Source organism: Streptomyces sp. NPDC001568 (assembly GCF_042893755.1).
GTDB lineage: Bacteria > Actinomycetota > Actinomycetes > Streptomycetales > Streptomycetaceae > Streptomyces.
Genome location: NZ_JBIAVF010000026.1, coordinates 61,283 through 87,110, shown reverse-complemented (window position 1 = coordinate 87,110; position 25,828 = coordinate 61,283). Strand labels below are relative to the sequence as shown.

Genomic DNA, 25,828 nt, shown 5'->3' with positions numbered 1-25,828 from the left:
GCCGACCCGACGAGGTCGGCTTCCGCCCGGGTGCCGCCCGAGGTACGGGCTCCTTCGGCGTGGGCGGTCAGGCACTCATTCAGGCCGGCCTCCCTGTGGGGAGGGGTACCCCGGCCGTTCGTGGATGGTGAACAGATGGCGCGTTTGCGTGAGGGTGAGGAGGCGATCGAGTTGGGAGTTGATCTCCAGGGTGAGGGTTTTGCCCGTTCGGATCGCGTGGTGGTGGAGGTCGATCAGGAGGTGGAGGCCACTGCTGTCGCAGAACGTCAGCGCGGACAGGTCCACGTGCAGGCCGACGCCTCCCGCCTCAAGCGCCGCCATCAGGTCCGCGCGCACCTCGGAGGCGTCTTCCATGTCGATTTCTCCGAGGATCCTGGCCGTCGCGCTTCGGGTGCCGGGTTCGATGTCCACGCTGACGATGATGTCGGTGGTGTCGCCGGCATTGGATCCTGTCGGGTCCGAGTGCGTCATGGCGGCTCTCCCTTCGGACATCGGCTCGTGTGAAACGAATGAAACGAACTGTGGCCCGCAGCGTGTGGGCCCGGCCCGCACCGCTACGGCGTGCTGGGATCGGCGAGTGGAGATCTGCCGTCCGGCGGGTTCGGGACAGGGGTGACGGGGGAGGGGTCGAGGTCGACGAGGACGCCGAGGAGGCGTGTGATCTCGTTGGATCCCTCGGCCGGGTGGCGGAAACGGGTGCCGTCGGTCACCTGGTAGTGGTTCCGGCGACCGTGGCGGACCCGCGTGAGGTAGCCGGCGTTCTCCAAGTCCGTGACGACGGCCCGTACGGCGCGTTCGGTGATCCGGCAGGTGTCGGCCATGTCCCGCATCCGCAGCTCCGGGTCGCGCAGGAGCATGGCGAGGATCCGGGCGTGGTTCGTGACGAACGTCCAGTTGGTGCGTGGCTCGACCGATTCCATGCCGAAAATTATAGGAACCATGATTCCGGTTTGGCCAGTCCGAAATGCGGCGGCCGGAGGCGGAGGATCGCGCAGCTGCCGTCGGTCTCCTCGTCGGCCCTGCCGATCCGGCTGTCGCTCCCTGTCCTCCCCGAGCCGCCCTGACCGCTGCGCGGCAGCGCTCGCCGCGAAAAGGTCGTACGGAGCCGTCCTGGCGAGGTCCGCTGCGGGGCGGCGGCACCCGGGCCGTACGTCCATCCGTGGAGCGCTCCGATCGGGCCGATGACCAGCCTAGAATGGGAGAACTTGAGCAGATCCGGTGGGTGTGGCGGCGAGGAGCGGAAGTGAGGGCAGTGAAGGCCCTGGCGACACTGGACGGGGTGGCACCGGGAGACCACGTCTGCTGGAAGGTCGAAGACGCGCCGGGACTCACCGGCGGTGTGGAATCGTTCGTCGCGGACGGAACGCTGTACGGCGACAGGCTCGTGATCGTCGGTTCCCCCACGTCGCTGACCGAAGTGGGCCGACTGCGCTCCGTCCCCGAATCCGCCGTCATGATCGACGCCCGTGTGAAGCCCGGTTCCCTCGCCCTCACCGTGGACCGCGAGGTGCAGCGCGCCAAGAACGCCGGCTACCCCGCCACTCGTGTCCTGGCATGCCGGGAGCCCGGCACGCGCGGCTTGGACGGGCTGGTGGACGAAGAGCTCGGCTTCGACGAGACCGCCGCTCTCAGTGGCGCCACCGTGGTGTGCGCCTACCTTCCGGGTCCGTGGAGCCGGGCGGAGTGGGAGGCCGTCATGTGTGTACACCCGCAGACTCTGGGCAGCCGACCTGAACTGCCCGGATTCCAGATGTTCAGATGGGGAAAAGAGGACTGGAAGGTGTCAGGGGTGATCGACGCCGACGGGGCACACGCATTCGCCACCGTCCTTCGATCGGCTTTCCTGCGCACATCCCAGATCCGACTCCGCTTCGACGAGGTCAAACTGATGGACGCGGCGGGGATGCGCGCTCTCGTCGACGCCGCGACCCACCTACCGGACCGCTACGTGATCATCGAAGGCGCCAACCGCCTCGTCAAACTGTCCTGGGACCTCTCCGGCTACGCCGGGCCCCGGACCCCGGTGGAGGTCCTCGCATGACCACCTCCGTACGGCCACAGGACGGCGGGTTCCGCCACGAGCTCTACCCCTACGTCGGTGACGACGAGTTCCTCAGCGGCGCCCTCGATTTCATCGGCGAAGCCCAGGAAGCGCGCGAAGGAGTGATCATCTCCGTGCCCGCCGACCGTGAGGCACTGCTGCGCGCCGAACTCCCCGACGCCAAGTCGGTCACCTTCCTCGACGCCGCCACCCCCGGCCGCAACCCCGGCAGGCTGCTCGCCGTCTGGCACGACGAGATCGCCCGACAGTCCGCCGAGGGCCGTCCGCTGCGCGGTATCGGCGAATCCGCCTGGCGCCAGGCCCAATCGGCCTCCGAGGCGGCCGAACTGCGCTACCACGAATGGCTTTTGAACCTGGCCTTCGCGCAGAGCACCGCCTGGTCCCTGCTCTGCCCCTACGACACCGCCGACGACGACCCCGAGTCGCTCCGGGCCCTGGCCCGCTGCCACCCCCTGGTCCGCCGCAACGGCATCGCCCTGCCGAGCGAGGACTACGACCGGCAAGCCCCCTACTCCTTCGAGGAACTCACCGCTCCGTGCGGGCCCTTGGACGAGCTGACGTACAAGCGGGGCGGTCTCACGGCCGTGCGCGAGAAGATCACCACCTGTGCGACGGAGACCGATCTTCCCGAGGCCCGGCTGGACGAACTCCTCCTCGCGGCAACCGAGATCGCCTCCAACAGCATTCGCCACGGCGGTGGCCACGGAACCCTGCGCACCTGGACCCAGGACTCCACCTTCATCTGCGAGTTCCGCGACGCCGGCCACATCGACAATCCCCTGGCGGGTAGAACCCGGCCCCCCAACGGGCAGTACGGCGGCCGCGGTCTGTGGCTGGCCCACCAACTGTGCGACCTGGTGGAGATCCGTTCGGCGCCGGGTACGGGAACCACCATCCGCCTGCACATGCGCCTCACGGCACCCTGACCCCGAACACCGGACCGACGGTGGCGTGGCGAGACCCGGCCGAGTTCGGCGTCAGACGCGTTGGGCGCGGTGGAGGAGGGTGTGCAGGTGGTGGGGCCGCAGCGCTGCCCGTGCGGCGTTCGCACCGGGTGCGCCGTGGACGCCTCCGCCGGGGTGGGCGGCGGCCGACGCGAGATAGAGGTTCTCGATGGGGGTTTCGGGGCGCCCGGTGCCCGGCGTGGGGCGGAAGATCGCCTGTTGGTGGAGGGCGGTGGTCCCGTTGTTGACGGAACCGTTGCGCAGGTTCTCGTTCATGGCCTGGAGGGTGGGGGGAGCCAGGATCCGGCGGGCGCCGATCAGGGTGCGGAAGCCAGGGGCGAACCGTTCCACCTGCGCCTCCACCCGGTCGGCCATGGCGTCCTGCTCGCGGCTGTCCCAACGGCCGGTGATGCGGTCGGGGCCCGCGTCGCCGATGACACGTTGGGGGAGGTGGGTGTATGCCCAGGCGGATTCCGTACCGGCGGGGGAGCGGCTGGGATCGGCCGTGGTCATCTGTCCGAACAGGACGAACGGATCGTCGGGTACGTGCCCGGTGGCGATCTGGGAGGCGAAGCGGGTGAGCCCGTCCACGCCGTCGCAGAGATGGACGGTTCCCGCCCCCACCGCCCCGGGCGCCGTCCACGGCACCGGTCCGGTCAGGGCCCAGTCCACCTTGAAGGTCGCGAAGTCCCACTGGAAGCGTTCCAGGTCCGCCGTCAGGCGGGCAGGGAGGTGCTCCTCGCCGACCAGATCCCGGTACAGGGCGGGCGCGGACGTGTCGGCCAGCACGGCACGGCCTGCCGGGACGCCCTCGCCGCCCTCGGTCCTGACCCCGACCGCCCTTCCGTTCCGCACGACGACGGACGCCACCCGTTGCCCGCACCGCAGGACGCCGCCTCGGTTGCGGAAGCGGGCCACGAGGGCCGCGGTCAGGGCGCCGGCCCCGCCGACGGGGACCGGGAAGCCGTGGCTCTGCCCGAGCATCGACATGAGCCAGCCGAAGCCGCCGCTGCCCGCGGCCTCGGGGGCCAGATCGGCGTGCAGGGCGTTGCCCGACAGGAGCAGTCGGCCGCCCTCGCCGACGAACTCCTCCTCGACCAGCCGGCGCACGGGCAGGGCCAGCTTCCGGGCGAACCGCAGCCCGCCGGCGGCACGCAGCTTCCCCGCCAACCGGAGCCCGGACCGGACCGGAGGGAACGGCGTGAACAGGGCCCCCACGAGGTCGGGACCCACTCGTTCCCACGTCCGGTACATGGCCCGCCAGGCATCGGCGTCCGTGTCCGCGAACGCGCCCAGTCCCGCGCACGTGTCCTGCACGCGCCGTTCCAGGACCGCGCACCGGCCGTCGAGCAGCGGGTGGGCCAGCACACGGGGAGCGTGGCTCCAGCGCAGGCCCTCGCGGGCCAGATCGAGGCCGGCGAGGACCGGGGAAGCCGCCGCGAGCGGGTAGAAGGCGCTGAAGACGTCGGAGACGAACTCCGGGTCCACCCCGCGGTCACTGCGCACGGCACCCCCGGGCTCGTCCTGTGCTTCCAGGACTTCCACGCTCCACCCGGCGTCGACCAGCAGATTCGCTGCGACGAGGCCGTTGGGACCGGCGCCGATGACCACCGCGTCAGGCATGGAGCACCTCGTGCGGCTGCTCCTCCACGATCCTGGCCAGGCGGGCCAGCATGCCCCGATGCCGCAGTTGGAGGGCCGCTTCGCTGAGCGGATTGTGGAGGGTCCCGCCGAGGCCCCGCAACGGATGCTCGTCACAGACGACCAGGGTTTCCTCGCCCCAGGGCCTGAGCTGAAGGAAGATCCTCGCCGTACCCAGGGACTTGAACGCCGCCTCCAGCTCGAGTTCCTTGCCGGTCTCCCGATGCCGGACGGTGGTGGTGCCCTCGGTGGACCACGGGCCGAGCTTGATCGTGTAGCGCAGCCGGGAACCGGGGTCGGGCCAGGTGCTGTCGAGCGGGGTGGAGTCGCACGGGCCCACCACCCACTCCCCGTACCGGTTCGGGTCGGCGAGCACGGCCCACACGGCGCGCGGGGGCCGCCGGATGAGCTGATGGCGTACGGCCATGAAGTCCTCCTGGCGACAGAACGGAACGGGCAGGACACGTGCCGTAGTGGACCGAACAGGTGGGGACGTTCACCTGAGGCAGGGTGGCACGGTCAAGGTGCGCGTACCCTCCTCACGTCGAATCACGCGGCCGACCGACGCACGGCACACCCGCGGCCCCCGCACCCGCCCGTGGAAGCTCCCGCACGGGCGACGCCGTGTGACCGCCCGGTGCCCTGGTGCAGGTCTGAAGGGAGTGTCGCGGGTCAGGTCGCGGTCAGCACGAGGACGGCTTGATCGTCGTCGATCTCCTGGCTGCCGGTGAAGGCGCGCAGGGCTCCGATGACGGTCTCGATGGTGTGCTGTGCGGTGGGGTCGCGTCGCATGCCGCTGAGGGCGGCGCCCAGGCGATCGTCCCCGAACAGCTCGCCGGCGCCGTTGCGGGCTTCGGTGATGCCATCGGTGTAGAGCAGCAGGCTTTCGCGGGGGAGCAGGCGCAGGCGGTGCGTGGTGACTTCGGGATCGGCGGTGATGCCCAGGAGGGAGCCCGGCGCTTCGACGGTGTGCGCGCTGTGCCGGGTGTCGAGATGGATCGGGTGGGTGTGGCCGGCGCGTACGAGTTCGATGTCGAGACCGTCCCCGGTGGGGGTGAGCTGTCCGTAGACGAGGGTGACGAAGCCGGTGCCGTGGCTGTCGGGCCGCTTGACGAGAGCGCGGTTGACGGCGCGGACGACCGCGTCGGGGCCGGGCAGCAGGGGAGCCACGGCGCGGGCGGTGTGGCGCACCAGGGCGGTGGTGGTGGCGGCGGTGGCGCCGCGACCGCAGACGTCGCCGAGCAGGAAGGCCCAGCGGCCGTCGTCGAGGGGGAAGACGTCGTAGAAGTCACCACCGATGTCCAGGCCCTCACCGGCGGGGTGGTAGTAGGTGGCGACGTCGGCGCCCGGCACGGCCGGTACGTCCGGCAGGAGCAGTCCGGCCTGCAGATCGCGCGCGAGGGTGACGCGGTGGGTGTAGTCGCGGGCGTTGCGGGCGGCCAGGGCCGCCCGCCGGGCCAGTTCCTCGGCGAGGGCCACGGCATGCCCGTCGAAGGCCTGGGCACCGCTCGTCAGCAGGGTCACGGCGCCGAAGGCCGTGCCCCGGTCCATGAGGGGGATGCACAGGTAGCCGGTGACACCCAGCTCCCGCCACGGCCCCGGCCCGGCGGGTGGGCGGCGTACGACTTCGCTGGTGCCGGAGGCCAGGACGCGGGCCACGACGTCGTCGGCGGAGTCACGGGCGGGGACGTGAGCGGACAGCAACCGCTGCTGCCGCTGGGTGGGCGCGGCGGTGGCCAGCCGGCGGATCCGCCCGCCTTCGACGACGTCGACCGCGCACAGGGACGCCAACTGGGGTGTGCAGGAGTCGGCCAGGCGCTGCAAGGTCTGGACGGTGTCCAGGTCGGTCGCCAAAACGGTGCTGGCCCGCAGCAGGAAGGCGAGGTCGTCGCGTGCCGCCTTCTCCCGGGCTTCGGCGGCCCGGCGGGCCTGCTCGGTATGGTGGCGCTCGATGGCCAGCGCGGCGGTGTCGGCGAAGACGCGGGCCAGGGCGAGGTCCGCTTCCTGCGGCGAGCGGGGCTCGCGGTGGTACATCGCGAACGTGCCCAGCAGCGACCCGTCGCGACCCAGGATCGGCGTGGACCAGCAGGCGGCCACACCGGCCTTCTCGGCGAGGGCGCGGAAGTCGTCCCAGAAGGGGTCGGTGGCGATGTCGGAGACGATCACGCTCTGCCTGCGGTGGGCCGCGGTGCCGCAGGAGCCGACGCCCTCGCCGGTGGCGATTCCGTCGATGGCCTGGTTGTAGAAGGCGGGCAGGCTGGGAGCCGCGCCGTGGCGCAGGTGCCGGCCGTCCGCATCGGCCAGGAGCACGGAGACCAGCACTTCCTCCGGCGTCAGCTCCTCGATGGCGCCGGCCATGCCGTCGAGGACGTCGGGCAGGGGGGCCTGGCGGGCGATCTGTTCCAGTAGGACGCGGTGCTCGGCGGTCAGCCGCTGGGCCTGCCTGACCTGGGTGATCTCCACGCCGATGACCCGCACGCCCATGGTGTTGCCGCCGGGATCGAGCCGCGGCTCGTAGGTGAAGTCGAAGAACGCCTCCCGCGCCTCGAGCCCCGTACCCAGCATGACCCGGGCATCGCGGCCGGTGTGGGCCTGGCCGGTGCGGTAGACACGGTCCAGGAGGGCGATGAAGCCCTGGCCGACGAGCTCGGGCAGCAACTGCCCCAGCGGCACCCCGGTACGGGTGCGGCTGATGCCGCCGCCGATCGCTTCGAAGAAGGCGGCGTTCGCCGCTTCCAGCATGTGTGCCGGGCCGGCGAGGGAGGCGAACACGGCCACCGACTCACCGAAGAGCGCCCGCAGGTCGTTTTCCGCTTCGCGTCGACCGGTCGCCCGCCCCGGCGTTTCGGAGCCCTCGGAGAAGTTCTGGCCCGCTGCGCCTGTCATGTGTTCGGTCCTCTGCTCGGCAGTACCCGGACGTGGACGCCGGTTGTGGTGTCACGCCTGCCCGGGCCCGCGGACAGGGCCTGGGTCACGTCGTCGTACGGGGGAAAATCTGGTCCAGGCCGGTCAGCGAGAACAACCGGGCGATCCTGTCCGGGACCCGGTTCAGCCGCAAGACCCGCCCCTGCGCGGCCAGTTGCTGGTGCAGTCGTACCAGTTCGCCGATGCCGGAGGAATCGCAGAACGTCAGAGCCGTACAGTCGACCACCACCGGCCCGGCCTCCGGTCCGGCCGCCGATCCGCCGCCCAACTCGTTGTCACCCGCCTCGCGCAGTTGCACCACACTGTCGAAGTCGAGGTCGCCGCGCAGCGTGAACACCACAGCCGCGGCGTCGTGTCTGACTTCCACCGTGAACACGCTCAACTCCCTCATCCGCAGTTCCGCCGAGGACGCTCCCATGACGACGGCACTGCGGTGCTCGAACCTTACCGGTCGCCGGCCCGGGCACAGCTGGGCCCCGACCCACGTGAAGTGGTCGGGGCCCAGCTGTGCGGCGGTGAGTGCATCCCGCCGGTCCGCTAGCGGCGGAAGGTGTCCTTGACGTCTTCCTTCGCCTGACGGGCGTTGCCCTTGGCCTGGTCCGCATGGCCTTCGGCCGTCATGCGGTCGTTGCCGACGGCCCGGCCGACGGTCTCCTTGACCTTGCCCTTGGCCTGCTCGGCGTGCGCCTTGCTCTTCTCCGTGCCCGACATGCGGACCTCCTCGTGTTGTACCGGTTTGGTCGTGACGCTCTCCTGCTCCCGATCCGCGCCCGCAAACCCCCTCCTCGACGGGAGGCCGTCCACTGGTCCTGAGGTGGTGCGCCCCGCCCCCTCCGCGCGTCCGGCCACGGGCGTCGGCGGGCGTGTCCGCCGGCCGGGGAGGTCGTTGACGGGGAGGGGGTCCCCGTCAACGACCTCCGAGGGCCTGCTCGCGGACGGTGTGTACGGAGTCGGACGCCCGCGGTGGCCCCTTATCAGCGGTTATGCCGGCTGGACGCGGGCACGAGAGGCTTGCCGGAGGTGCCGTACCGCCGGCCTACGGACGGAGGGGCCCGGTGGGTCAAGAGGTAGAGGTGGCACCGGACGTCGATGGCGTCCGGCTCGTCATGTGCACGGGTGTGTTCGAGTACGAAACCCTCGGGCCCCTCCGGGACGCGGGCGCCGCTGCCGCGGCGGATCCCGCCGTCCGGCAGATCGCCCTGGACCTCACCGGTGTCACGCACGCCGACTCCTCCATGCTCAGCGAACTGCTCTTCCTCCAGCGCACCGGCCGCCTCTGCCTGGTGGGAAACGTTCCGCAGGCGCTTGATCGGCTGTTCGATGTCACCGGTGTCAGGGAGTTGTTCCCGATCGTGGGCCGGGACGTCGTGGCCCGCGCGGTGTAGTCGCCCGCGTGGGCCATGCACAGGCTGAGCTCAAGTCAGGCGCCCTCGTGCTGGTCCCAGCCGATGTCGTACGCCGGCTCCCCACCGAACAACAGCCGGTCCGAATCCGACACCGTCGGCGGGTCCTCGTTGAGGTCCTCCTGCCGGGTCATGCCCCACACCTCGTCTGCGCACAGGATGAGCCGCGGCGGACACCGGGTACGCCGGTGCGGCCTCCGAGCGGGTTCCGCGCGCGGTGCGTGGCACCTGCCCGGTCCCTGCGGGACCCGAGCCTTTTGAGCTCGCACGTTCGAGTGGAGCGAGACCGGCGGTACTCGATCGGGGACTTGCGCGGTCGAAGGGCGCCCTGCCCCGTCCCGGCTCGGTCGGACTCCAGGTTCGATGCGTCGGGGCCGTCAACGGAGCGGTCAGGGGCGGGACATGGGAGGCGTCCGGTCGCCCGTCGATCCCGCGGCCCGTCACCCGTGGGTTATATTGAACGCGTTCATACTGAACTTGTTCAATTGGATTACCCGCACGGGCGGGGAATATCGTGCCAGGAGCCGCGCCACCATGACCGAAGTGACGACCGCGACCACAACAGTGACCACGGGCCGCCTGAAACGGGTCCTGCGCCGACCCGGCACGATCTGGAGCGTCTTCGCCGTTGTGGTCGTGGGCGTCCTCGGCGCCGGTGGGTGGTATGTCGGCCACAGCACCGTCCAACTCATGAACGGGAACATGCCCGTTGCCTGTGGCGAAGCCACGCGGTTCGCCGCCGCCCAGCCGCTACCGGACTCCGCACGGAACTCCGAATGCCTGCACGGCCAGTGGTTGGGCATCCAGTACAAGGCCGAATTCCACATCCCCCGCGCGGACTTCGAAGCCTGGCTCCGAGCCTCCTACCCGACCGCGCAGCCGCTCCGCACCTGTACCCCTCGGGCCGACCTGTGCGCGGACGTCAAGATGCCCGAGGACAACACGCCGCCGGATTCCAAGGGCATCACCCGACGGCACATCGCGGACGACACCTCGATCAACGCTTGGACCCTGCCCGACGGAACCCTGCGCGTGGAACTGAGCGCCTACACGGTCTGACGAGCCGCCTCGCGCCGGAGTCCCTCGCGAACCGGCGCCGTCCGATGGCCGGTTCGCCGTCGTGCGGACACCACGCCCGGCGCCGGCGCGGAAGCCGACGTGTGAAAGTCCCGCATTCCCGTGCGGAGACCGGATTGGAGCAACTGCTACCTGCGGCCGTCCGACAGGCCCTACGATGCGGCTGTTCCGGCTCCACAGGTCGGGGCGACAACTGAATGCATGCACAACTGGGGGAAGCCGGTGGGAATCCGGCGCTGACCTGCAACCGTGAACGGGGCCGAGGCTTCGTGAGTCGGAGTACCCGGGTGCGATGCGTACTGCTTCTCACTGTCATGGTCTGCAGCGCGAAGCCCCAGCCCTGCCGGCGATCCTGCCCGCATGCCCTCCTCGTGCGGAGTGGTGCGGGAGATTCGTAGTGGGGTGGAGGGTCGTCGGGGCAGGCCGCCGATCCTCTCAGGAAGGCATTCTCATGCGCCGGATTCTCGCGCTCGGCTCGACGGTCACCACGGTCGCGCTCGGCCTCGCGCTCATCGCTTCGCCGGCCATCGCGCAGGCGAAGCCGAACACGAACGCGGCGGTCAAGGTGAAGGTCACGGTCCAGGGCCCCGACGGGTTGCTCTTCACGGGGAAGGTCAAGACCAAGGGCCACGACGTGACGACGGCCACCGGCGGCACGCACAAGTGTGACGGGACCAACGGCGGCGCGAACCCCTCGAAGGTACCGACCCCGACGGCGGCCCTGGACGACGCCGCCGAAAAGAAGGGCTTCACCTGGGACGGCGCCTGGTACGCGTCCTTCGACGACTTCTCCGTCGACACGATAAAGAACGTCAGCGGTGGCGGGTCCGCCTATTGGAGCATCGCGGTCAACGGCACGCCCACTCCGGTCGGCGGGTGCCAGTTCAAGCTCAGCGCCGGCGACCAGGTCTCGTTCACCTGGACTTCCTTCTGACCGGCCCGCGTCCGGTCTGTGGTCAACCGGAGACGGGGTCGAGACGGCACTGCCGGCTGCTACAGCCAGCCGTTGCGGCGGAAGGCGCGGTGGAGCGCCCCGGCGGCGAGCGCCATCAGACCTACGGCGAGCGGGTAGCCGTAGGTCCAGGTGAGTTCCGGCATGTGCTCGAAGTTCATTCCGTACACGCCGGCGACCATCGTGGGAACCGCGAAGATCGCCGCCCATGCCGAGATGCGCCGCATGTCGTCGTTCTGCCAGGTACCCACTCGCGCCTGCTGCGCGCCAAGGACCGAGTCCAGGAGTTCGTCGAGGGTCCGGACCTCGATATCCGTGCGGTGCAGGTGATCGGCGACGTCGCGGACGTAGGGGGCGATCCTCGGCTGGTGGTCCTCCTCGCCCGGGCTGCTCAGGAGGCCTTGAAGGACCGGGACGAGCGGCTGCACGGCGTCACGGAACTCGCGGACCTCCCGCTTGAGGGAGTAGATGCTCTGGGTGTGATCGACGCGGGAAGTCGAGAACACCTCGTCCTCGAGCCGATTGAGGGTGGCGCGCACCGTGCGGGCGGCGTCGCTGTACGCGTCGACGGCGACGTCCAACACCGCGTGCAGGACCGCCCACGGGCCGTGGCGCAGCATGTCGGGATCGGCCTCCAAGCGGCGGCCGGCCTCATGACAAGGATCGATCGGTCCGTGAGTCACGGTGAGAACGCCGCGCGATCCCACGAAGATCATGATGTCACCGGTCTCCACCGCCGTGTCTTCTTCCACGTACCGCAGAGTCTTCAGCGCGACGGCCAGGACGTCACCGAACCGCTCGCGCTTGGGACGCTGCCGCCCATGGAGCGCGTCCTCGACGGCCAGCGGGTGCAGACCGAGTTCCTCGGCCAGCTGGACCAGCTCGCCCTCCGACGGGTCCGCCAGCCGGACCCAAGCGAACCGGCCGTCGGCCGAGTCCCGCAACCGCTTGAGGGCCGACTGGCAGGCATCGTCCGGCAGCTCGCATTCCACCTGCTCCGACCGGCCCGATTCCTGCTCGTACGTCACGCATTCCATGTCCCGCACCTGCTTCGAAAGCTCCGTTCCATGCGCCCGAAGCCGATGTTCGTCCTGCTTCCGGGCTGTGGTGGGAGACACCGGGACCGGCTCGTGCGGGGCGCGGACGCGGTGGAAGGACACGGTGGGAAGACGCCCCGTGGACATGTCAGGGGAAGGGGTGTCGGAGTCGGGAGTGCGCGAGCCGATCGGAAGCCGGCGAGTGGGGCGGGATCCGCCTCGGCCGGGGTCCCTTCCGCGTCCTGGGACGGAACGACATCCCCGGGCCGGGTGACCATGGTCAGGGTGGGCAGCCTCAAGGTGCTCGGGGTTCGCAAACGAAGGACACCTCATGTCCAAGAAACCGAAACCGTCCCAACCTGCGCACGGCGAGGGGCCGAGCCGGCACGAGGGTACCGAGCAGCACGGTTGGTCACCGGACGTCGACAATACGCACACGCAGGACAACCCAAGCGCGCACCGCTCCTTCCACCCCGAGACGTACGCCCCGAAGCCCGGCCCGGGCAGGACCGTCTCGAAGGAGGAGACGAAGGGCACCGGCGCGCACACCGGGGACAGCCGCAGCCGCCGCGGCGAGGACCTCGCCAAGAAGGGGGACGACGGCATGCACGACCTCGGCGCCAAAGGTCGTTCCCGGCGCCCCAGCGGCACCAGGGACGCCTCCGCGGTCACGGGCGTCGACCCGCAGGACCCGCCCGGCAAGCGCCGCCCGCACTGAACGGCCCCCGGCATCGTCGTCCGATGTCGCGTCGTGGACGGGGCTCTGGTGTGCGGGCGGCGGCCGGCAGGCTAGGTTGCTGGGATGACTCTTCTTGATGATGTGGCCGAGCGTGACGGCTGGCGGTGCTGGGTGTGTGATGAACCGGTCGATGCCGACGAGTCGGTGAACGACCCGCGGGGGCCGAGTGTCGACAGTCGGACCGCCGACAGGAAGGCCAAGGTCGCCGAGCGGCTCGCGCACCGGGGGTGCAACACGCGCAAGGGCGCGGTCAAGGTGGTCATCGCCTGGCCGGAGCGCCTGTACGTGGTCGAACCCGCGCCGCTGATCGCCGTTGCCGACAGGCTGGAGCGCAAGGGGGGCCGCGAGATGGTGGGTCGTTGTCCCACCAGGAAGGACGCCCAGGAGGCGGCGGATTGGCTGGTGGACCGATTCTCCCGACTGGTACCGGGGATGCCGGTCACTGCCGCCGTCGAGCAGGGCGGCGGCCAGTTCCTCGTCGTCCTGGCCACCGGCCGCCGCTGACCGGGGACCGCTTGCGCCGCCGCTGACCGGGGATCGCGTGCAGGGGTCCCCGGATCCGTCCTCCGTGTCCCAGGGGTTGGAGGCGTGGGAGAGGCGCGCGCAGCGGCGGAGTCCGCCCTGCCCGCGACCCCGCCGCAGTGGGCGGACCGTGGCTCTGCCGACCCGCCCCGAGCACTCACCCCACGGTGTCCCTTCCGTGGCGGATGCGGGAGAAGCTGAGGTGGGCGAACGTCTCGCCCTCGCGCGGCGCCCGCGTCCAGGAGCGTGTGGTGAAGGTGCTCAATCTGCCCCGGGTCACCGCGAAGCAGGGCAGCGAGAGGCCCAGTTCGGTGTGGAGGGCCTCCAGCGCCCGGCGTTCGTTCTCCGGCTCGGTGTCCTCCGGGCGGAAGAGCCGTACGGGATCCAGCGCGTCGGGTATCGCGCCGGTGCGCTCGATCTCCCTGCCCCGCACGGTGAACGCGAACACCTCCACACCCCCCTCGGCCACCGACAGGTGGAACGCGGCCGGGTTCCCATCGGGGGAGGAGCGCCTCGGTTCGCGCCACACCACCACCGCGCGGCCCGCGGTGGAGGCGGCCGGAGCCAGGGACACGAACCGTTCGCTCACGTGGGTGGCGTCACCATCGAAGGCGAACGCCCAGCCTTCGGTGGTTCGGCCAACGGCAGCCAGGGCCCGGTCCTCCCACAGCGGCACGTCCTCGCGCCGGTGGCGCCGGAACACCCTCCAGGATCCGAACCGATCCGTGGGCGGGCCCAGTACGGCGCCCTCCTCTCCGATCAGAGCGGGCAGACGGGACGGGTCGCCCCCCTCGACCCAAACGCAGCGGTACCCGCCGTCAGGTCGACGGTTCCCCACCGTCTCGGTCAGCCACACGAGACCCGGCGGATCGAGATCGAGCAGCGGCTCGGGAGCAGGTCCCGTCTCCCCGGACCGCGGCGTCGAAAGCAGCTCCCGCCCTCGCTCCGGGGTGACCAGCGGGCCCAGAACCGGATCGGCGAGCAGGCCGACCGGGGCGATGAGGCAGGGCCCGGGCGCCTCCCACGAGGGGAGCCCTTCCCGCAGCACCCGCCACGCGGCGTCGGTCGCCCCCCAGCGCGCCGCCTCCCGAGCCTCGGCCACGGACCGGCCCCACGCCCCGGGCGGCGCGTAGCGGTACGTGCCGTCCCGCAACCCGTTCAGTACTGTCTCGGCGGCCTCCCGGGCGGCCCCGCGCGCGGCCATCATCCTCAGCCAGTGGTCGTCGTCGCCCGGCCGCCATTCGTCGCGGGCCCGCTCGACGGCCTCCACCGGCAGGATCTCGGGCAGGTAGCGCGGATCCGCGACCAGAGCGCCGTAGCCTCGGGAACTGCCGCCGTCCGACAACTGCCGGAGCTGACCGAGCAGGACGGCGCTGCGGGGCCGTCCGAAGGCCGCCGCCTCCTCCAGCAGGGGCAGGGCCTGCGCGTACCGTCCGCGCAGGGCCAGCAGGCGGGCCTCCTCGACATGGCCGTCCTGGGCGCGCGTGGTCGCGTTCACGAAGTCGGCGCGCTCCACCCGATCGGCGTGAAAGCCGCGGTACATGGCCTCCATGTACGCCCGGAACGACGGGTAGCGGTCGGGGAACTCGCCGCTCCAGCCCTTGTGGACGTAGAGCGCCCATTCGCCGTCCGGGTCCCTGTCGCCCGGGTCCAGGAGGGCGTACGTCATGTCGGAGTCGGTCTCCAGTCTGAGCGCCCGCCGCCACATCCCGGCCACCAGGACGTCCTCCTGGCGCGGGTCGTCGCCCAGGGTCTCCTCGTACATCGGGGTCATGTCGAACGGGTCCCCGAACCAGTCGACGTCCGCGACGCCGCCGAGTTGGTGGACACCGGCGGTCTGATCCACGTGCCATCCGTCGCTCACGGCCAGGAACGCCCGGTACGAGGGCGGTAGCCGCCGGCCCAACCGCTCCTCGGCCGCGGCGATCGCCGACTCGGCAGCGCCGGGGCGGCCGGGGCGTTCGACATTCCGATCGCGCGCGTCGCCCTGCGCCTCGTCGTCCTCGTCCTCGTCCTCGTACTCGTCCGCGTCTGCTCGCGGGACCCACTCCTCCTGCCACCGCCCCAGGAATTCATGCCAGTTGAAAGACTCGTGACTCATGCACCGAGGGTGGCATCCCGCACTGACAACGCCCCGTCCTCAGGTGCCTACGGAGGTCTGCGAGGTAGTTCCTCAGGTCACCGGGGCGGAACCGGTGGTGTCCGGCGGCAGGGCCTGCTGATAGAGCGCCACCAGCACGCCGTGCAGGGGTCGACCCTCTGCGTCTTCCTCGGCCGCTTCGACCTCCTCGGCCGCGTCGACCAGTTCGGCGAGGGTCTCGGCGAGTTCCCTCGCCTTGGCAGGGCTGAGACGCAGGTGGCGCAGGGTCAGGTGGCTCTCGGCGGGGGAGAGGTCCAGCTCCTGGGCGAACGCGGCGAGCATCGCGGCGGTGCCGGCCGCCCGGGGTTCGGCGACGACCATGTGGCGGGCCGTGCGCTGGTAGTACTGCTCGGTGCCGCCGCGGACCTGGCGGGTCCCGGCGATGTGGACCAACCCGGCTTCGCGGAGCACTTTGAGGTGGTGGGCCACATTGCCCTTCTTCGCGTCGAGCTGCCCCGCAAGCTGCCTGATGGTGGCGGGCCGCCCGCCCAGGGCGAAGAGCAGCCGCTGACGCAACGGGTGGGCGAGAGCCGCGAACTGCTCAGGCGCGCCGATCTCCAGGACATCCTCAGGAGGTGGCGGAGAAGGAAGCTGACCACGCATTCGGCAAGTGTCCAAATTCTTTGACGCTTTGGCAAGGGCAGTGGTCTACTCCCTGCCATGACGACTTCAACGAAGCTTGTGCCGGCCCCGGTTGTCGACGAAACGGTCCGGCTCCTGACCGAGCACTACGTTTTCGCCGAGATAGCCGACGAGCTCGCCGGCCTGCTGCAACGACGCCTCGCCGAGGGCGCCTATGACGTCGACGACGCCGAGGAACTCGCCCGGTTGGTCACCGCGGACCTGCAATCCGTCAACGGTGACAGACACCTGAGGCTGAAGCATCACGTCGACCAGGTCCCCCCGAAGCGGGGGGCGGCCACCCTGGACGCCATGCGCCGGGAATTCGACACCTCGCTGGGCGGTGTGCCCCGGCTTGAGTTGCTCGACGGAGGGGTCGCCGTGGTGGAGTTGGCACCGATGCTGTTTCCCCTGGAGTGGGCGGCCGAACCGCTGGGCGCCGCGCTCACCCTGGCCTCCCGCGCCGAGGCGCTGATCGTCGACCTGCGCGCCAACCGGGGCGGCGACCCGGACACGGTCGCCTTCGTCTGCAGCTACCTGCTCGACGAGCGCACCCACCTCAACACCATGCACTGGCGGCGTGACGAGCGCAGCGAACAGTCCTGGAGCCTGCCGCACGTTCCCGGAGCGCGCTTCGGTGGCAGCAAGCCGTTGTACGTGCTGTCCGGCGAGAGCACGTTCTCGGCCGCTGAAGAGCTGGCGTACGACCTCCAGCAGTTGGGCCGTGCCGTGGTCGTCGGCGAGCGCACCCGTGGCGGCGCACATCCGTGCCAGGGCTGGACGGTGCACCCGCACCTGGAGGCCACGATCCCCGTCGGCCGCGCCGTCAACCCCGTCTCCGGCACGAACTGGGAGGGCACCGGCGTGCAGCCGGACGTCCCTTGCGCCGCCGCTGACTCCCTCGCCCGAGCCCATGCGTCGGCCCTCGCCCGACTGGCCGGCTGACCCGACCCGGGTCATCGACACCGCGGCGCGCCCCGGCGTCGCGAAGGACGCCTCCGAGGCCGCTGGTGTCGATCCTTCGGATCCTCCCGGCGGACCCGGTCCGCATCGAACGGTCCCGTCCTCGGCCGTCCGGCGTGGGCGGCGGAGCGCTGGGCGAGCGTCGTCCACGCCGGGCGGGCGTGCCGCTCCGGTGCTCGTGGCGACGGCGCCCGGTACGGACCGAGGTCGGCTTAGGATCTTCGGCATGGCGACACGACTCGTACAGATCAACATGAAGGCCCAGGACGACTCCGTGCTCGGCCGCTTCTGGGCGGAGGCGCTCGGGTGGGGCGTCGACAGCGAGGCACCCGGCGTGACGAACCTCGAACCCGTGGGCTTCGCCTATCCCGACCCCGTGGCCGTCTGCATCGACATCATCGCCCGGCCGGAACCCAAAACGGTGAAGAACCGGGTGCACGTGGACCTGGCCACCACCTCGCCCGCCCATCAGGAGGAGTTGGTCGCCCGCCTGCGGGATCTGGGCGCGACACTCGCCGACGTGGGCCAGGGCAACGTCCCCTGGACGGTCATGGCCGATCCGGAGGGCAACGAGTTCTGCGTCCTGGAACCCCGTCCGATCTACGAGGACACCGGACCGATCGCCGCGGTGGTCGTCGACTGCGCCGACCCACGGGCCATGGCCCGGTTCTGGGGCGAGGCGACGGACTGGACGCTCCACGAGGTCACCGACGACCAGGCGACCTTGCGTTCCGCCAAGGGCGTCGGTCCCTACCTGGAGTTCATCCGCACCCCCGACACGAAGAGCGTGTGGAACCGCGTCCATCTCGACATCTGCCCCTACCCCGGTGACGATCCGGAAGCAGAAGGAGCCCGACTGCGCGCCCTGGGCGCCACCGACCCCGGGATCGACCAGTCCGCGATCTCCTGGACGATTCTGGCAGACCCGGAGGGCAACGAGTTCTGCCTGCTCAGTCCTCGCTGACCTCGTCGCCGACCTCCTCGCCGACGGGTGTCCGGCAGCCCGCGGGCCGTCAGCTCGTCGACCGGCGCGGGCAACCGTGCGGCGAGTGGCCCGGGCGGCCGTCAGCTCCGCGGCGGTCAGCCGGTCCCCGGGCCGTTCCTCAGGCCCGTCGGTGTCCGGCCCCGTCGAGGGGCTCCCGTAGCCCGGCAGCGGTGGTCCCACCTGCCCGACGCTCGGCCGGCCCGAGCAACGCGGCGACGTCCGGAGCCGTCCGCCGCGGCGTCGCCCGCGCCGGCCGCTCCAGCGCTTCGACGTGCCGGAACCCCGCCCCTCCCGGAGGGGCCCGGCTTCGCCAACGGCCCTACGAGCCACCCGGCAGGACGACCCGACGAATGAGGCTCCTGCCGCCCGACGGAAGGCGGCGTCCGGAGCGCGCGGTCACCGGCTGAACGCTTCCCCCGCCCGTCGGTCCGATCCTCCGGAGGCGGCGTCCCGTCACTCTGCCGGCAGTTGCGGCGTGCGCGGCGGTACCGTGCGCCGGCTGCCGGTCTTCTCGAAGGCCGCGGCGAGGACCAGTAGGGCGTTGTCGTCGTAGGCACGGCCCGCGAAGGTCAGCCCGACGGGCATGCCGGTGTCCGCCATGGCGCCCATCGGTACGGTCACGGTCGGGATGCCGAGGTGGCGGGGGACCAGGTTGCCGTTCGCCACCCAGACGCCGTTGCGCCAGCCGAGGTCGGCGGACGCCACGGAGACGTCCATGTCCGCGGGTCCCACGTCCGCGACCGCGGGGAACACCACCGCGTCCAGGCCCAGTCCGTCCATCCACACCTCCAGGTCGACCCGGCGCGTCTCCTCGAGACCGCGCAGCCCCTGCTCGACGTACGGCATGTCGGTGAGCGACGCGTACGGGCGTTCGCTCACGATGCGCGGATAGTCGCCGATCGTGTCGTCGAAGCCGGCGTAGCGGTCGGGGAGTTCGCCCGACTGCTTGGGCCAGATGCGGCTGCTGTCGACCTCGGCCAGGGTGGCGAGCGCCGGGTCGCCGTTGGCGCGCAGGAAGTCGTCCCACGCCCAGGCGGACAGGTCTTCGATCTCGAAGGTGAGGAAGTCGCGGCTGACCAGTCCGCGGGTGAACAGCGAGGGCGTGCCGGGACGGTCGGACTCGTAGTTCGACACGACGGGGAAGTCGACCTCGACCACCTCGGCGCCGGCTGCCTCCAGGTCGCGGCGTGCGGCTTCCCACAGGGCGATGACCGAGGGACGCGTGTCGATGCGCTCGCCGGTCTGGCCGCCGATGCCTCCGTCGGGGTTCGTTCCGGCTTCGGGGTCGGCGTTGATGTACATCCTGGGCACGCCGACGCGCTTGCCGGCGAGCGCGTCGGATGCGGCCGCGGCGTCGGCGGGTGCGAGGGCCGGATACGAGGCGGGTCGTACCTGCGACGACGAGGGCAGTGCCACCCACGGCTGGGCGCGCCACAGGTCACCGCGCGTCTGCGGATCGTCGGCCACGATGACGTCGAGCAGTTCGAACAGGTCCGCCATGGAGCGGGTGTGCGGGACCACGACGTCCATGGTCGGTACGAGCGGCCAGTTGCCGCGAACCGAGATCACGCCGCGGCTGGGCGTGTAGGCGCACAGCGCGTTGTTCGACGCGGGTGCCCGGCCCGAGGACCAGGTCTCCTCCCCGAGTCCGAACGCGCCGAACGACGCCGCCGTCGCCGTGCCGGAGCCGTTGGAGGAGCCGGAGCCGTAGGCGCTGGTGAGCCAGTCGGCGCTGTACGGGCTCTCCGCGCGGCCGTACACGCCGCGCTGCATGCCGCCGTTCGCCATGGGCGGCATGTTGGTCAGGCCGATGAGCACGGCCCCGCCCGCGCGGAGCTGCTCGATGGCGAAGGCATCGCGCTGGGCGACGAGGTGCTCGAACGCGGGGGAGCCGGACGCGGCCGTCAGACCCTTCGCGAGGTAGCTGTCCTTCGCGGTGTACGGAATGCCGTCCAGCGGGCCGAGCGTCTCGCCTCGCGCGCGGCGCGCGTCGGAGGCCTCCGCCTCCGCGCGGGCGGCCGGGTTCATCACGACCATCGCGTTGAGAGCGGTGGGCGTACCGGGCCGGTCGTACGCGGCGATCCGCGCGAGGTAGGCGTCGAGCAGCCCCACCGCCGTGGTCCCACCCTTCTCCAGCGCCGCGCGCAGGTCTGCGATACAGGTCTCCACAACATCGAATCCGCGCGTCATGCGGGTGTCTCCTGGCTGGTGGGGTCGGTGGTGGTCGCGTCGGTACGGGCGACCGCAGGGCGACGGGTCGACCACGCGTGGCTCGCCCCGTCGTACTGACTAGATTTTCAGTCTAGACTAGCGTTCTAATTCTGAGAACCGAGGTGATGCCATGCCGACGCCAGAGACCGGGCCCCCTCGGCCGCTCCTGTGGGAAGGCGCGGTCGGGTCGACGGGCGCAGAAGAGGGAGCTGCCTCGCGGCCTGCGACCCGGTCGCCCTCGGCCGACAGGAGGCGTCAGCCCAGTGGGGACGAGGCGCGGGGGCGGGCGATGCGGGCTGCCATCAGCGCCATCGCCGAGAAGGGGACCGCCGCCGTACGGATGTCGGACATCGCGGCGCGGGCCGGCATGAGCACCGGGCACATCCTCTACCACTTCGGCAAGAAGGACCGGCTCCTGCTCGAAGTCCTCGCATGGAGCGAAGCGGACCTCGGGACCCGCTTTCAGCAGGCCGCCGACGAAGCCGCGTCCCCTGCCGAGAAACTCGCGCTGTACGTCCGGTTCTACCTGCCCCGCCACCAGGGCGACGAACGCTACGCGCTGTGGACGCAGGTGCTGGCGCAGCGCCACGACGCCGAAGGCCACCGACTTCTCACCACGCTGCTGGACGCCTGGGAGGAGCGTTTGGAGGTCATCCTGAAGGAGGGCCGGGCGGTGGAACAGTTCGCCGACGTGGACCTTCCCGAGTTCATCGTCCGGTCGGTGGCCATGCTGAGCGGCCTCTCGGAGGAAGTGATGTTCGGCCGGTCGCGCTGGCAGCACACCTCGGCGCAGACATTCGCCCTGTCCGCCCTCGAACGCGAATTGCGTCCGCCCGGCCAGGCCTGACGGAGCCCGGGCGGCACGAACGAACTGTGGGCCCCTCCCGAGGGAGGGGCCCACAGTCGCGGCGGAACGGGCAAGCCGTCCCGCCACCAGCGCCACCGGCGGCCGCTCCCCCCCCCGGCATCCCCGTGCACGGCGTCCGTTCCGAGACGCTCCGGCGCGATCAGCTCGACCGTGGCTCCCTCGCATGGGGGAGCGCGATCGTTCGCGCGGACGACGCCCTGTCGCCGAGGTCCGGCAAGGGTGGAGGGGTGACGATCAAGCATTCTGTGGACGATGCGGTCCACCCGCCCGTGAGCCGTTCGCCCCGCCCCGGTCCGGGCGAGTGGCCCGGATTCGCGGTCGCGGCCTGGGGGGTCCTCTTCGCGGTGCCCAGTTTCGTCTGGGCATGGGGCGGCACCTTCGGTGCAGGGGCGACGGTGGCTCCGTCGCTGGTCAAGCTTGCCCACGACCGGGTGACATGGTTCCTGGTCGTCCTGTGGCTGACGGGCCTACTGAAGCTCTTCGGGGCGTTGATCGGGATCGGCCTGACGCGCCGTCGCGGCAGGTGGACCGGACGATTGCTGGTGTTCTGTGGCGGCGGCGCGGCAGTGCTGCTCGTCTGGCACGGAGGCCTGTTCGTCGTCCACGGAGTGTTGGTCGAGACCGGGGTGCGCGCTGTGGCGCCCGACCTGGTCGGGTTGACCCGCTGGTACCTCTATCTGTGGGGGCCGTGGTTCATCGGCGGCGGTCTGGCCTTCGCCGCGGCCGTCACGCGCTACGTCCACCGACACGACGGCAGGCGTGAAGTGATGCTTCACGGCTCCGTGGGGGCGCTGGGCGCGCTGCTCCTGTCCTTGGCCTCCGTGGTCACCGGGATCGGTTGACGATCCTCTCGAAGCCGGTCACGGGCGAAATGATCACGGGCCGCCCGGGCCGCCCGGGCCGGCCGGTTCGACCCGCCCCCGGTCCGATCGGAGGACGCGGGCAGCGGAGCGGGGCGCGTTCCCTGGAAGGGCCGGCGACGAATCGGCGGGAAGGACCGTCCCCCCGCCTCCCGGCCGGCCCCATCCGGAAGGACCACCCGTGGAACTCACCCTGCTCGGCTCCGCCGGCCCCGAGGGACTGCCCCGTCCCGGCTGTCCCTGCGCGGGCTGCGCCGCTTCCGTCGGCGCGCACGCCCGCGCCGCGACGGCGGTGCTCGTGGACGGGGTCCTGCTCCTCGACGCGACGCCCGGCGCCGGCGCGGGCGCCGCCCGGGCCGGGCACGCACCGTCCGGGATCCGGTACGTGCTGCCGGCCCGCCCCGAGGAGGGCGGCCCGGCCGGAGCGCCGCAGCCCGGCCTGCCCCCGGCGGGTCGACTGCCCGCCGGGCAGCATCTCGCGGCGGATTCCGGGCACCGGGTGCGGGCGGTCCCCGTCGACGTACCGGGCACCGGCTACGTGGTGACCGGCCCCGACGGCACCCGGGCCCTGTACCTGCCGCCCGGCGCGGCTCCCACGGGACCCACTGCCGCCCTCCCCGGCGGCGGGGAGGGCGCGGAACGGGGCACGGAACGCCCGTACGAGGTGGTCCTCGCGGACGTGCTGGGCCGCCCGGAGGCGCTGGCCCGGCTGCGAGCCTCCGGCGCGGTCGGCCCCGGCACCGACGTGATCGCGGTCCACCTGGACCACGACGACCCGCTCGGCGCCGAACTGGCCCGCCGCTGCGTGGCGGCCGGCGCCCGGGCCGTGCCGGACGGAACGGCGGTGCTCACCGGCCGGCCGGCGCCGGCCCCGGCGGCGCCGCGCCGGACCCTGGTGACGGGCGGGACCCGCTCGGGGAAGTCCCTCCAGGCGGAGCGTCGCCTGGAGGCCCACCCGGACGTGGTGTACGCGGCCACCGGAGGCGGCCGTGACGGGAACCCGGACTGGGTGCACCGGGTACACCTGCACCGGGAGCGGCGCCCCGCCCACTGGCGGACGGTGGAGACCCGCGACCTGATCCCGCTGCTCGCCGAGGACGGTCCTCCGCTGCTGGTCGATTGCCTGGCGTCGTGGCTGTCCGAAGAGATGGAGACGATCGATGCCGGGGACGACACCGCCTGGCTGGGCGGCGGCCGGCAGAAGCTGCGCGACCGGTCCGCCGAGTTGGCGGCCGCGGTACGGGCGACCCGGCGGCGGGTGGTGCTCGTCAGCAGCGAGGTGGGATCCGGGGTCGAACCCGGCACCGTCCGGCAACGGCGGTACCGCGACGAGCTCGGCTGGCTCAACGCGGCGGTGGCCGGGACCTGTGAGGAGGTGCTCCTCGTGGTCGCCGGACAGGTGCTCGCCCTGAAGGGGTGATCATCCGGCCCCGACTCCCTGAGGCCCCACCGCCCCGCGCCCCCCGCCCCGCAGCGCCGGGGCGGGATCCTGCCGCGGTCACTCGTTCGGGCCCGGGCGACTGCGGCAGCCGGTACCAGCGGCCAGGCTGGAGCGGTCAGTGTTCCCGGTCAGGGCACCCGTGTCCGTCGCGGCCGGGGGCGGCGAGCGGCTGAGAGGACTGTGCCATGGCCAAGGCGTATCTGGTGGGCAGCGGCATCGCGTCGCTGTCGGCGGCGGCGTTCCTGATCCGTGAGGGCGATTTCAGCGGGCCCGACATCGTGATCCTGGAGGAGCAGGGCCGCAACGGCGGCAGCCTGGACGCGGCCGGATCGCCGGAGGCCGGGTACACCATGCGCGGCGGGCGCATGTTCGAGATCCACTTCGAGTGCACGTACGACCTGCTCGACTCGATTTCCTCGTTGGACGACCCCTCGAAGTCCGTCACCGCTGACACCTTCGCCTTCCACGAGGACTTCGCCTGGGATGACCACGCGCGGCTCGTCGACGCGGCCGGCAAGGTCGTCGCCGCGCACTCCATGGGCTTCACCGAGCGGGATCGCCTGGAACTGATCAAGTGCTCGGCGACCCCGGAGAGCCGTCTGGACGGCAAACGGATCACCGACTGCTTCAGCGAGGGGTTCTTCACCACGAACTTCTGGTGGATGTGGTGCACCACCTTCGCGTTCGAGCCCTGGCACAGCGCGATCGAGTTCCGCCGCTACCTGAACCGGTTCATCCACCTGTTCAAGACCTTCGACTCGATGTCGGGGATCTACCGCACCCGCTTCAACCAGTACGACTCGATCGTACGGCCGCTGGTGAAGTGGCTCACCGACCAGGGCGTCACCATCCAGCTCGACACCCGCGTCACCGACCTCACCCTGGCCGACGGCGACGCGCTGACCGTCACCGCCCTCACCTGGGCCCGGGACGGCAAGGAGGAGACGCTACCGGTGGGTCGGGACGACCTGGTGATGGTCACCAACGGCTCCATGACCGCCGGTTCCACGCTCGGCTCCACCGACAGCGCCGCACGTCTGGACACCTCCGACTCCAGCGGCGCCTGGCAGCTGTGGCAGGCCCTCGCCGACAAGCGCCCGGGCCTGGGAAACCCCCGCGTCTTCAACTCCTCCATCGCCGAATCCACCTGGGCGTCGTTCACGGTCACGACGAAGGACCCGACGTTCTTCGCGCTCATGGAGAAGTTCTCCGGCAGCGAGGCCGGCAAGGGCGGGCTGATCACGTTCAAGGACTCCAATTGGCTGCTCACCATCGTCCTCAATCACCAACCCCACTTCCGCGACCAGCCCGAGGACACGTACGTGTGGTGGGGCTACGCCCTCTTCCCCGACAACAGCGGCGACCACGTGACCAAGCCGATGCGTGAGTGCACCGGTCGGGAGATCCTCGACGAGGTCCTGCACCACCTGCCCTTCGACGCCGAAGCCACCGCCGTGATGCTGGACAACTCCATCGTCATCCCGGCCCTGATGCCGTACATCACCAGCCAGTTCCTGGTCCGCGAGGCCGGTGACCGGCCGCAGGTGGTCCCCGAGGGCTCCACCAACCTCGCCTTCATCGGCCAGTACGCCGAGGTACCCGACGACGTCGTCTTCACCGTCGAGTACTCCGTACGCACCGCCTGGACCGCGGTCGCCCAGCTCCTGGACCTCGACAAGCAGCCGCCGCCCGTCCACAAGGGCCGGCACGACCCGAAGGTGCTCGTCGAGGCCCTCGCCACCCTGCACCGCCACTGACCCCGCCCCGGCCGGTGGCCGTCACCGCAGCGGGCAACTCCTGCCTCCGCGCCGTCCGAGACCGGGGCGGTGATTCGAGCCGTCCGCAGTCGCGCAAAGGGCGTTCACATGGGGAACGAGCGGAGACGGATCCCGCCGGCCGGGAGGTCCGCATCGTCGTGCAGAGGCGTCCACATGGTGCGCAGCGGCATGATGACGGGTCCTCCCGGCTGCTCGACGCGGACGTCCTCGTCGAGCGTTCGCCAACCGAGTCGCTGGTACAGGGGGACGAGTGGGGGCCGGCAGAACAGAAGGCCGTGCCGGGGTCCCATGGTGCGTGCGTGGGCGAGGGCCGCCGTCATGGCCGTGCGAGCGAGTCCGCGTCCGCGCACGTCCGGCGCGACGGCCACACCGCCGACGCCCACCGCCTCGACGTCGACGCCCGCGATCGTCACGGGTATGCGGAGCAGGCCCGTGTGGGCCACCAGTCGGCCGTCCAGCCTGACGCCGAAGTGCTCCTCCTTGGGGAGCCAGGTCAAGCCGGTGTCGGCGACGCCGAAGGGGTCGACGCCCTCGCCGAGGATTTCCCTCTGTTCGGCCTGTGTGTAGCGCGACAGGCGCTCCGCTGTCGGTGATGAGGAGATGTCCATCCGACCATGATCCTTCCTTGCGCGCGGTTCCCGGCCAACCGTGCCGCCACC

25 protein-coding genes and 1 riboswitch are annotated in these 25,828 nt (G+C 71.3%); of the genes, 13 read left to right on the top strand and 12 right to left on the bottom strand.

Annotation, left to right across the window (positions count from 1 at the left end; genetic code table 11):
* Window positions 1–75: 75 nt before the first annotated feature.
* Both ACFY0I_RS35855 and ACFY0I_RS35850 read right to left on the bottom strand, forming a co-directional pair.
* Window positions 76–471, bottom strand: coding sequence for an STAS domain-containing protein (locus tag ACFY0I_RS35855; RefSeq protein WP_388903742.1), 396 nt, complete (start codon window positions 469–471; stop codon window positions 76–78).
* 83 nt (window positions 472–554) lie between these two features.
* Window positions 555–920, bottom strand: a complete 366-nt coding sequence (locus ACFY0I_RS35850) for a winged helix-turn-helix domain-containing protein (RefSeq protein ID WP_388903741.1) — start codon at window positions 918–920, stop codon at window positions 555–557.
* A gap of 323 nt (window positions 921–1,243) precedes the next feature.
* Between ACFY0I_RS35850 and ACFY0I_RS35845 the strand changes: the two genes are divergently transcribed.
* Window positions 1,244–2,041 carry an MEDS domain-containing protein gene (locus tag ACFY0I_RS35845; RefSeq protein ID WP_388903740.1) on the top strand — a complete coding sequence of 266 codons (798 nt, stop codon included), beginning with the start codon at window positions 1,244–1,246 and terminating at the stop codon, window positions 2,039–2,041.
* Window positions 2,038–2,988: an anti-sigma factor RsbA family regulatory protein gene (locus ACFY0I_RS35840; protein ID WP_388903738.1), complete on the top strand. Its 951-nt coding sequence runs from the start codon at window positions 2,038–2,040 to the stop codon at window positions 2,986–2,988. Before ACFY0I_RS35845 ends, ACFY0I_RS35840 begins: the two co-directional genes overlap by 4 nt.
* A gap of 51 nt (window positions 2,989–3,039) precedes the next feature.
* Here ACFY0I_RS35840 and ACFY0I_RS35835 read toward each other — a convergent pair whose 3' ends face one another.
* The 5 genes from ACFY0I_RS35835 to ACFY0I_RS35815 all read right to left on the bottom strand — a co-directional run bounded on the left by ACFY0I_RS35835 (window position 3,040) and on the right by ACFY0I_RS35815 (window position 8,283).
* Window positions 3,040–4,629 (bottom strand): phytoene desaturase family protein, encoded by a 1,590-nt coding sequence (locus ACFY0I_RS35835; RefSeq protein ID WP_388903737.1) that lies wholly within the window; start codon window positions 4,627–4,629, stop codon window positions 3,040–3,042.
* Window positions 4,622–5,074, bottom strand: a complete 453-nt coding sequence (locus ACFY0I_RS35830) for an SRPBCC family protein (protein ID WP_388903736.1) — start codon at window positions 5,072–5,074, stop codon at window positions 4,622–4,624. The genes ACFY0I_RS35835 and ACFY0I_RS35830 overlap by 8 nt, the downstream gene beginning before the upstream one ends.
* A 245-nt stretch (window positions 5,075–5,319) precedes the next feature.
* The gene (locus ACFY0I_RS35825; protein ID WP_388903734.1) at window positions 5,320–7,533 is read right to left on the bottom strand and encodes a SpoIIE family protein phosphatase; all 2,214 of its coding nucleotides are present in this window, start codon (window positions 7,531–7,533) and stop codon (window positions 5,320–5,322) included.
* Window positions 7,534–7,618: 85 nt separating this feature from the next.
* Entirely contained in the window at window positions 7,619–7,948 is a 330-nt protein-coding gene (locus tag ACFY0I_RS35820; protein WP_388903733.1) for an STAS domain-containing protein, read from the bottom strand.
* A 161-nt stretch (window positions 7,949–8,109) separates the two neighbouring features.
* On the bottom strand, window positions 8,110–8,283 hold the full coding sequence (locus ACFY0I_RS35815) for a CsbD family protein (RefSeq protein ID WP_388903731.1): 174 nt from the start codon (window positions 8,281–8,283) through the stop codon (window positions 8,110–8,112).
* Between the two features lie 344 nt (window positions 8,284–8,627).
* Here ACFY0I_RS35815 and ACFY0I_RS35810 point away from each other — a divergent pair, with 344 nt between their 5' ends.
* From ACFY0I_RS35810 to ACFY0I_RS35800, 3 genes are all read left to right on the top strand, one after another.
* Window positions 8,628–8,957 (top strand): STAS domain-containing protein, encoded by a 330-nt coding sequence (locus ACFY0I_RS35810; protein WP_388903729.1) that lies wholly within the window; start codon window positions 8,628–8,630, stop codon window positions 8,955–8,957.
* 552 nt (window positions 8,958–9,509) lie between these two features.
* Window positions 9,510–10,034: a hypothetical protein gene (locus tag ACFY0I_RS35805; RefSeq protein WP_388903728.1), complete on the top strand. Its 525-nt coding sequence runs from the start codon at window positions 9,510–9,512 to the stop codon at window positions 10,032–10,034.
* Between the two features lie 230 nt (window positions 10,035–10,264).
* Window positions 10,265–10,337, top strand: a riboswitch (cobalamin riboswitch).
* Between the two features lie 166 nt (window positions 10,338–10,503).
* The gene (locus tag ACFY0I_RS35800; RefSeq protein WP_388903727.1) at window positions 10,504–10,986 is read left to right on the top strand and encodes a DUF4430 domain-containing protein; all 483 of its coding nucleotides are present in this window, start codon (window positions 10,504–10,506) and stop codon (window positions 10,984–10,986) included.
* Between the two features lie 59 nt (window positions 10,987–11,045).
* Here the strand turns inward: ACFY0I_RS35800 and ACFY0I_RS35795 are convergent, their stop codons facing one another.
* Complete coding sequence (locus ACFY0I_RS35795; protein WP_388903726.1) at window positions 11,046–12,041, bottom strand: magnesium and cobalt transport protein CorA; 996 nt, start codon at window positions 12,039–12,041, stop codon at window positions 11,046–11,048.
* A 331-nt stretch (window positions 12,042–12,372) separates the two neighbouring features.
* On the opposite strand from ACFY0I_RS35795, the gene ACFY0I_RS35790 reads away from it, so the two are divergent.
* Together ACFY0I_RS35790 and ACFY0I_RS35785 are read left to right on the top strand one after the other, a co-directional pair.
* The gene (locus ACFY0I_RS35790) at window positions 12,373–12,759 is read left to right on the top strand and encodes a hypothetical protein (protein WP_388903725.1); all 387 of its coding nucleotides are present in this window, start codon (window positions 12,373–12,375) and stop codon (window positions 12,757–12,759) included.
* A gap of 84 nt (window positions 12,760–12,843) precedes the next feature.
* Complete coding sequence (locus tag ACFY0I_RS35785) at window positions 12,844–13,284, top strand: hypothetical protein (protein WP_388903724.1); 441 nt, start codon at window positions 12,844–12,846, stop codon at window positions 13,282–13,284.
* Between the two features lie 175 nt (window positions 13,285–13,459).
* Here the strand turns inward: ACFY0I_RS35785 and ACFY0I_RS35780 are convergent, their stop codons facing one another.
* Together ACFY0I_RS35780 and ACFY0I_RS35775 are read right to left on the bottom strand one after the other, a co-directional pair.
* Window positions 13,460–15,403, bottom strand: a complete 1,944-nt coding sequence (locus tag ACFY0I_RS35780) for an SMI1/KNR4 family protein (protein ID WP_388903722.1) — start codon at window positions 15,401–15,403, stop codon at window positions 13,460–13,462.
* Between the two features lie 72 nt (window positions 15,404–15,475).
* Window positions 15,476–16,045 carry an ArsR/SmtB family transcription factor gene (locus ACFY0I_RS35775; RefSeq protein ID WP_388903721.1) on the bottom strand — a complete coding sequence of 190 codons (570 nt, stop codon included), beginning with the start codon at window positions 16,043–16,045 and terminating at the stop codon, window positions 15,476–15,478.
* Window positions 16,046–16,102: 57 nt separating this feature from the next.
* On the opposite strand from ACFY0I_RS35775, the gene ACFY0I_RS35770 reads away from it, so the two are divergent.
* The gene (locus tag ACFY0I_RS35770; protein ID WP_388903719.1) at window positions 16,103–17,008 is read left to right on the top strand and encodes a S41 family peptidase; all 906 of its coding nucleotides are present in this window, start codon (window positions 16,103–16,105) and stop codon (window positions 17,006–17,008) included.
* A gap of 244 nt (window positions 17,009–17,252) precedes the next feature.
* Entirely contained in the window at window positions 17,253–17,990 is a 738-nt protein-coding gene (locus tag ACFY0I_RS35765; RefSeq protein WP_388903718.1) for a VOC family protein, read from the top strand.
* Between the two features lie 474 nt (window positions 17,991–18,464).
* Here the strand turns inward: ACFY0I_RS35765 and ACFY0I_RS35760 are convergent, their stop codons facing one another.
* Window positions 18,465–20,201: an amidase gene (locus ACFY0I_RS35760; protein ID WP_388903716.1), complete on the bottom strand. Its 1,737-nt coding sequence runs from the start codon at window positions 20,199–20,201 to the stop codon at window positions 18,465–18,467.
* 310 nt (window positions 20,202–20,511) lie between these two features.
* On the opposite strand from ACFY0I_RS35760, the gene ACFY0I_RS35755 reads away from it, so the two are divergent.
* The 4 genes from ACFY0I_RS35755 (at window position 20,512) to ACFY0I_RS35740 (ending at window position 25,148) form a co-directional block, all read left to right on the top strand.
* The gene (locus tag ACFY0I_RS35755) at window positions 20,512–21,069 is read left to right on the top strand and encodes a TetR/AcrR family transcriptional regulator (RefSeq protein ID WP_388903714.1); all 558 of its coding nucleotides are present in this window, start codon (window positions 20,512–20,514) and stop codon (window positions 21,067–21,069) included.
* Between the two features lie 248 nt (window positions 21,070–21,317).
* A complete protein-coding gene (locus ACFY0I_RS35750) occupies window positions 21,318–21,932 on the top strand; it encodes a DUF3995 domain-containing protein (RefSeq protein ID WP_388903713.1) in 615 nt (204 codons plus the stop codon).
* Window positions 21,933–22,131: 199 nt separating this feature from the next.
* On the top strand, window positions 22,132–23,370 hold the full coding sequence (locus ACFY0I_RS35745) for a bifunctional adenosylcobinamide kinase/adenosylcobinamide-phosphate guanylyltransferase (protein ID WP_388903711.1): 1,239 nt from the start codon (window positions 22,132–22,134) through the stop codon (window positions 23,368–23,370).
* A 206-nt stretch (window positions 23,371–23,576) separates the two neighbouring features.
* A complete protein-coding gene (locus tag ACFY0I_RS35740; RefSeq protein ID WP_388903709.1) occupies window positions 23,577–25,148 on the top strand; it encodes an oleate hydratase in 1,572 nt (523 codons plus the stop codon).
* A 104-nt stretch (window positions 25,149–25,252) separates the two neighbouring features.
* On the opposite strand, the gene ACFY0I_RS35735 is transcribed toward ACFY0I_RS35740, so the two are convergent.
* Window positions 25,253–25,777: a GNAT family N-acetyltransferase gene (locus ACFY0I_RS35735; RefSeq protein WP_388903707.1), complete on the bottom strand. Its 525-nt coding sequence runs from the start codon at window positions 25,775–25,777 to the stop codon at window positions 25,253–25,255.
* Window positions 25,778–25,828 lie beyond the last annotated feature (51 nt).

Coding starts and splice junctions, on each gene's coding strand:
- ACFY0I_RS35855 (WP_388903742.1), bottom strand. CDS start 471: ATGACGCACTCGGACCCGACAGGATCCAATGCCGGCGACACCACCGAC.
- ACFY0I_RS35850 (WP_388903741.1), bottom strand. CDS start 920: ATGGAATCGGTCGAGCCACGCACCAACTGGACGTTCGTCACGAACCAC.
- ACFY0I_RS35840 (WP_388903738.1), top strand. CDS start 2,038: ATGACCACCTCCGTACGGCCACAGGACGGCGGGTTCCGCCACGAGCTC.
- ACFY0I_RS35835 (WP_388903737.1), bottom strand. CDS start 4,629: ATGCCTGACGCGGTGGTCATCGGCGCCGGTCCCAACGGCCTCGTCGCA.
- ACFY0I_RS35830 (WP_388903736.1), bottom strand. CDS start 5,074: ATGGCCGTACGCCATCAGCTCATCCGGCGGCCCCCGCGCGCCGTGTGG.
- ACFY0I_RS35825 (WP_388903734.1), bottom strand. CDS start 7,533: ATGACAGGCGCAGCGGGCCAGAACTTCTCCGAGGGCTCCGAAACGCCG.
- ACFY0I_RS35815 (WP_388903731.1), bottom strand. CDS start 8,283: ATGTCGGGCACGGAGAAGAGCAAGGCGCACGCCGAGCAGGCCAAGGGC.
- ACFY0I_RS35805 (WP_388903728.1), top strand. CDS start 9,510: ATGACCGAAGTGACGACCGCGACCACAACAGTGACCACGGGCCGCCTG.
- ACFY0I_RS35800 (WP_388903727.1), top strand. CDS start 10,504: ATGCGCCGGATTCTCGCGCTCGGCTCGACGGTCACCACGGTCGCGCTC.
- ACFY0I_RS35795 (WP_388903726.1), bottom strand. CDS start 12,041: ATGGAATGCGTGACGTACGAGCAGGAATCGGGCCGGTCGGAGCAGGTG.
- ACFY0I_RS35790 (WP_388903725.1), top strand. CDS start 12,373: ATGTCCAAGAAACCGAAACCGTCCCAACCTGCGCACGGCGAGGGGCCG.
- ACFY0I_RS35785 (WP_388903724.1), top strand. CDS start 12,844: ATGACTCTTCTTGATGATGTGGCCGAGCGTGACGGCTGGCGGTGCTGG.
- ACFY0I_RS35780 (WP_388903722.1), bottom strand. CDS start 15,403: ATGAGTCACGAGTCTTTCAACTGGCATGAATTCCTGGGGCGGTGGCAG.
- ACFY0I_RS35775 (WP_388903721.1), bottom strand. CDS start 16,045: ATGCGTGGTCAGCTTCCTTCTCCGCCACCTCCTGAGGATGTCCTGGAG.
- ACFY0I_RS35770 (WP_388903719.1), top strand. CDS start 16,103: ATGACGACTTCAACGAAGCTTGTGCCGGCCCCGGTTGTCGACGAAACG.
- ACFY0I_RS35765 (WP_388903718.1), top strand. CDS start 17,253: ATGGCGACACGACTCGTACAGATCAACATGAAGGCCCAGGACGACTCC.
- ACFY0I_RS35760 (WP_388903716.1), bottom strand. CDS start 20,201: ATGACGCGCGGATTCGATGTTGTGGAGACCTGTATCGCAGACCTGCGC.
- ACFY0I_RS35755 (WP_388903714.1), top strand. CDS start 20,512: ATGCGGGCTGCCATCAGCGCCATCGCCGAGAAGGGGACCGCCGCCGTA.
- ACFY0I_RS35740 (WP_388903709.1), top strand. CDS start 23,577: ATGGCCAAGGCGTATCTGGTGGGCAGCGGCATCGCGTCGCTGTCGGCG.
- ACFY0I_RS35735 (WP_388903707.1), bottom strand. CDS start 25,777: ATGGACATCTCCTCATCACCGACAGCGGAGCGCCTGTCGCGCTACACA.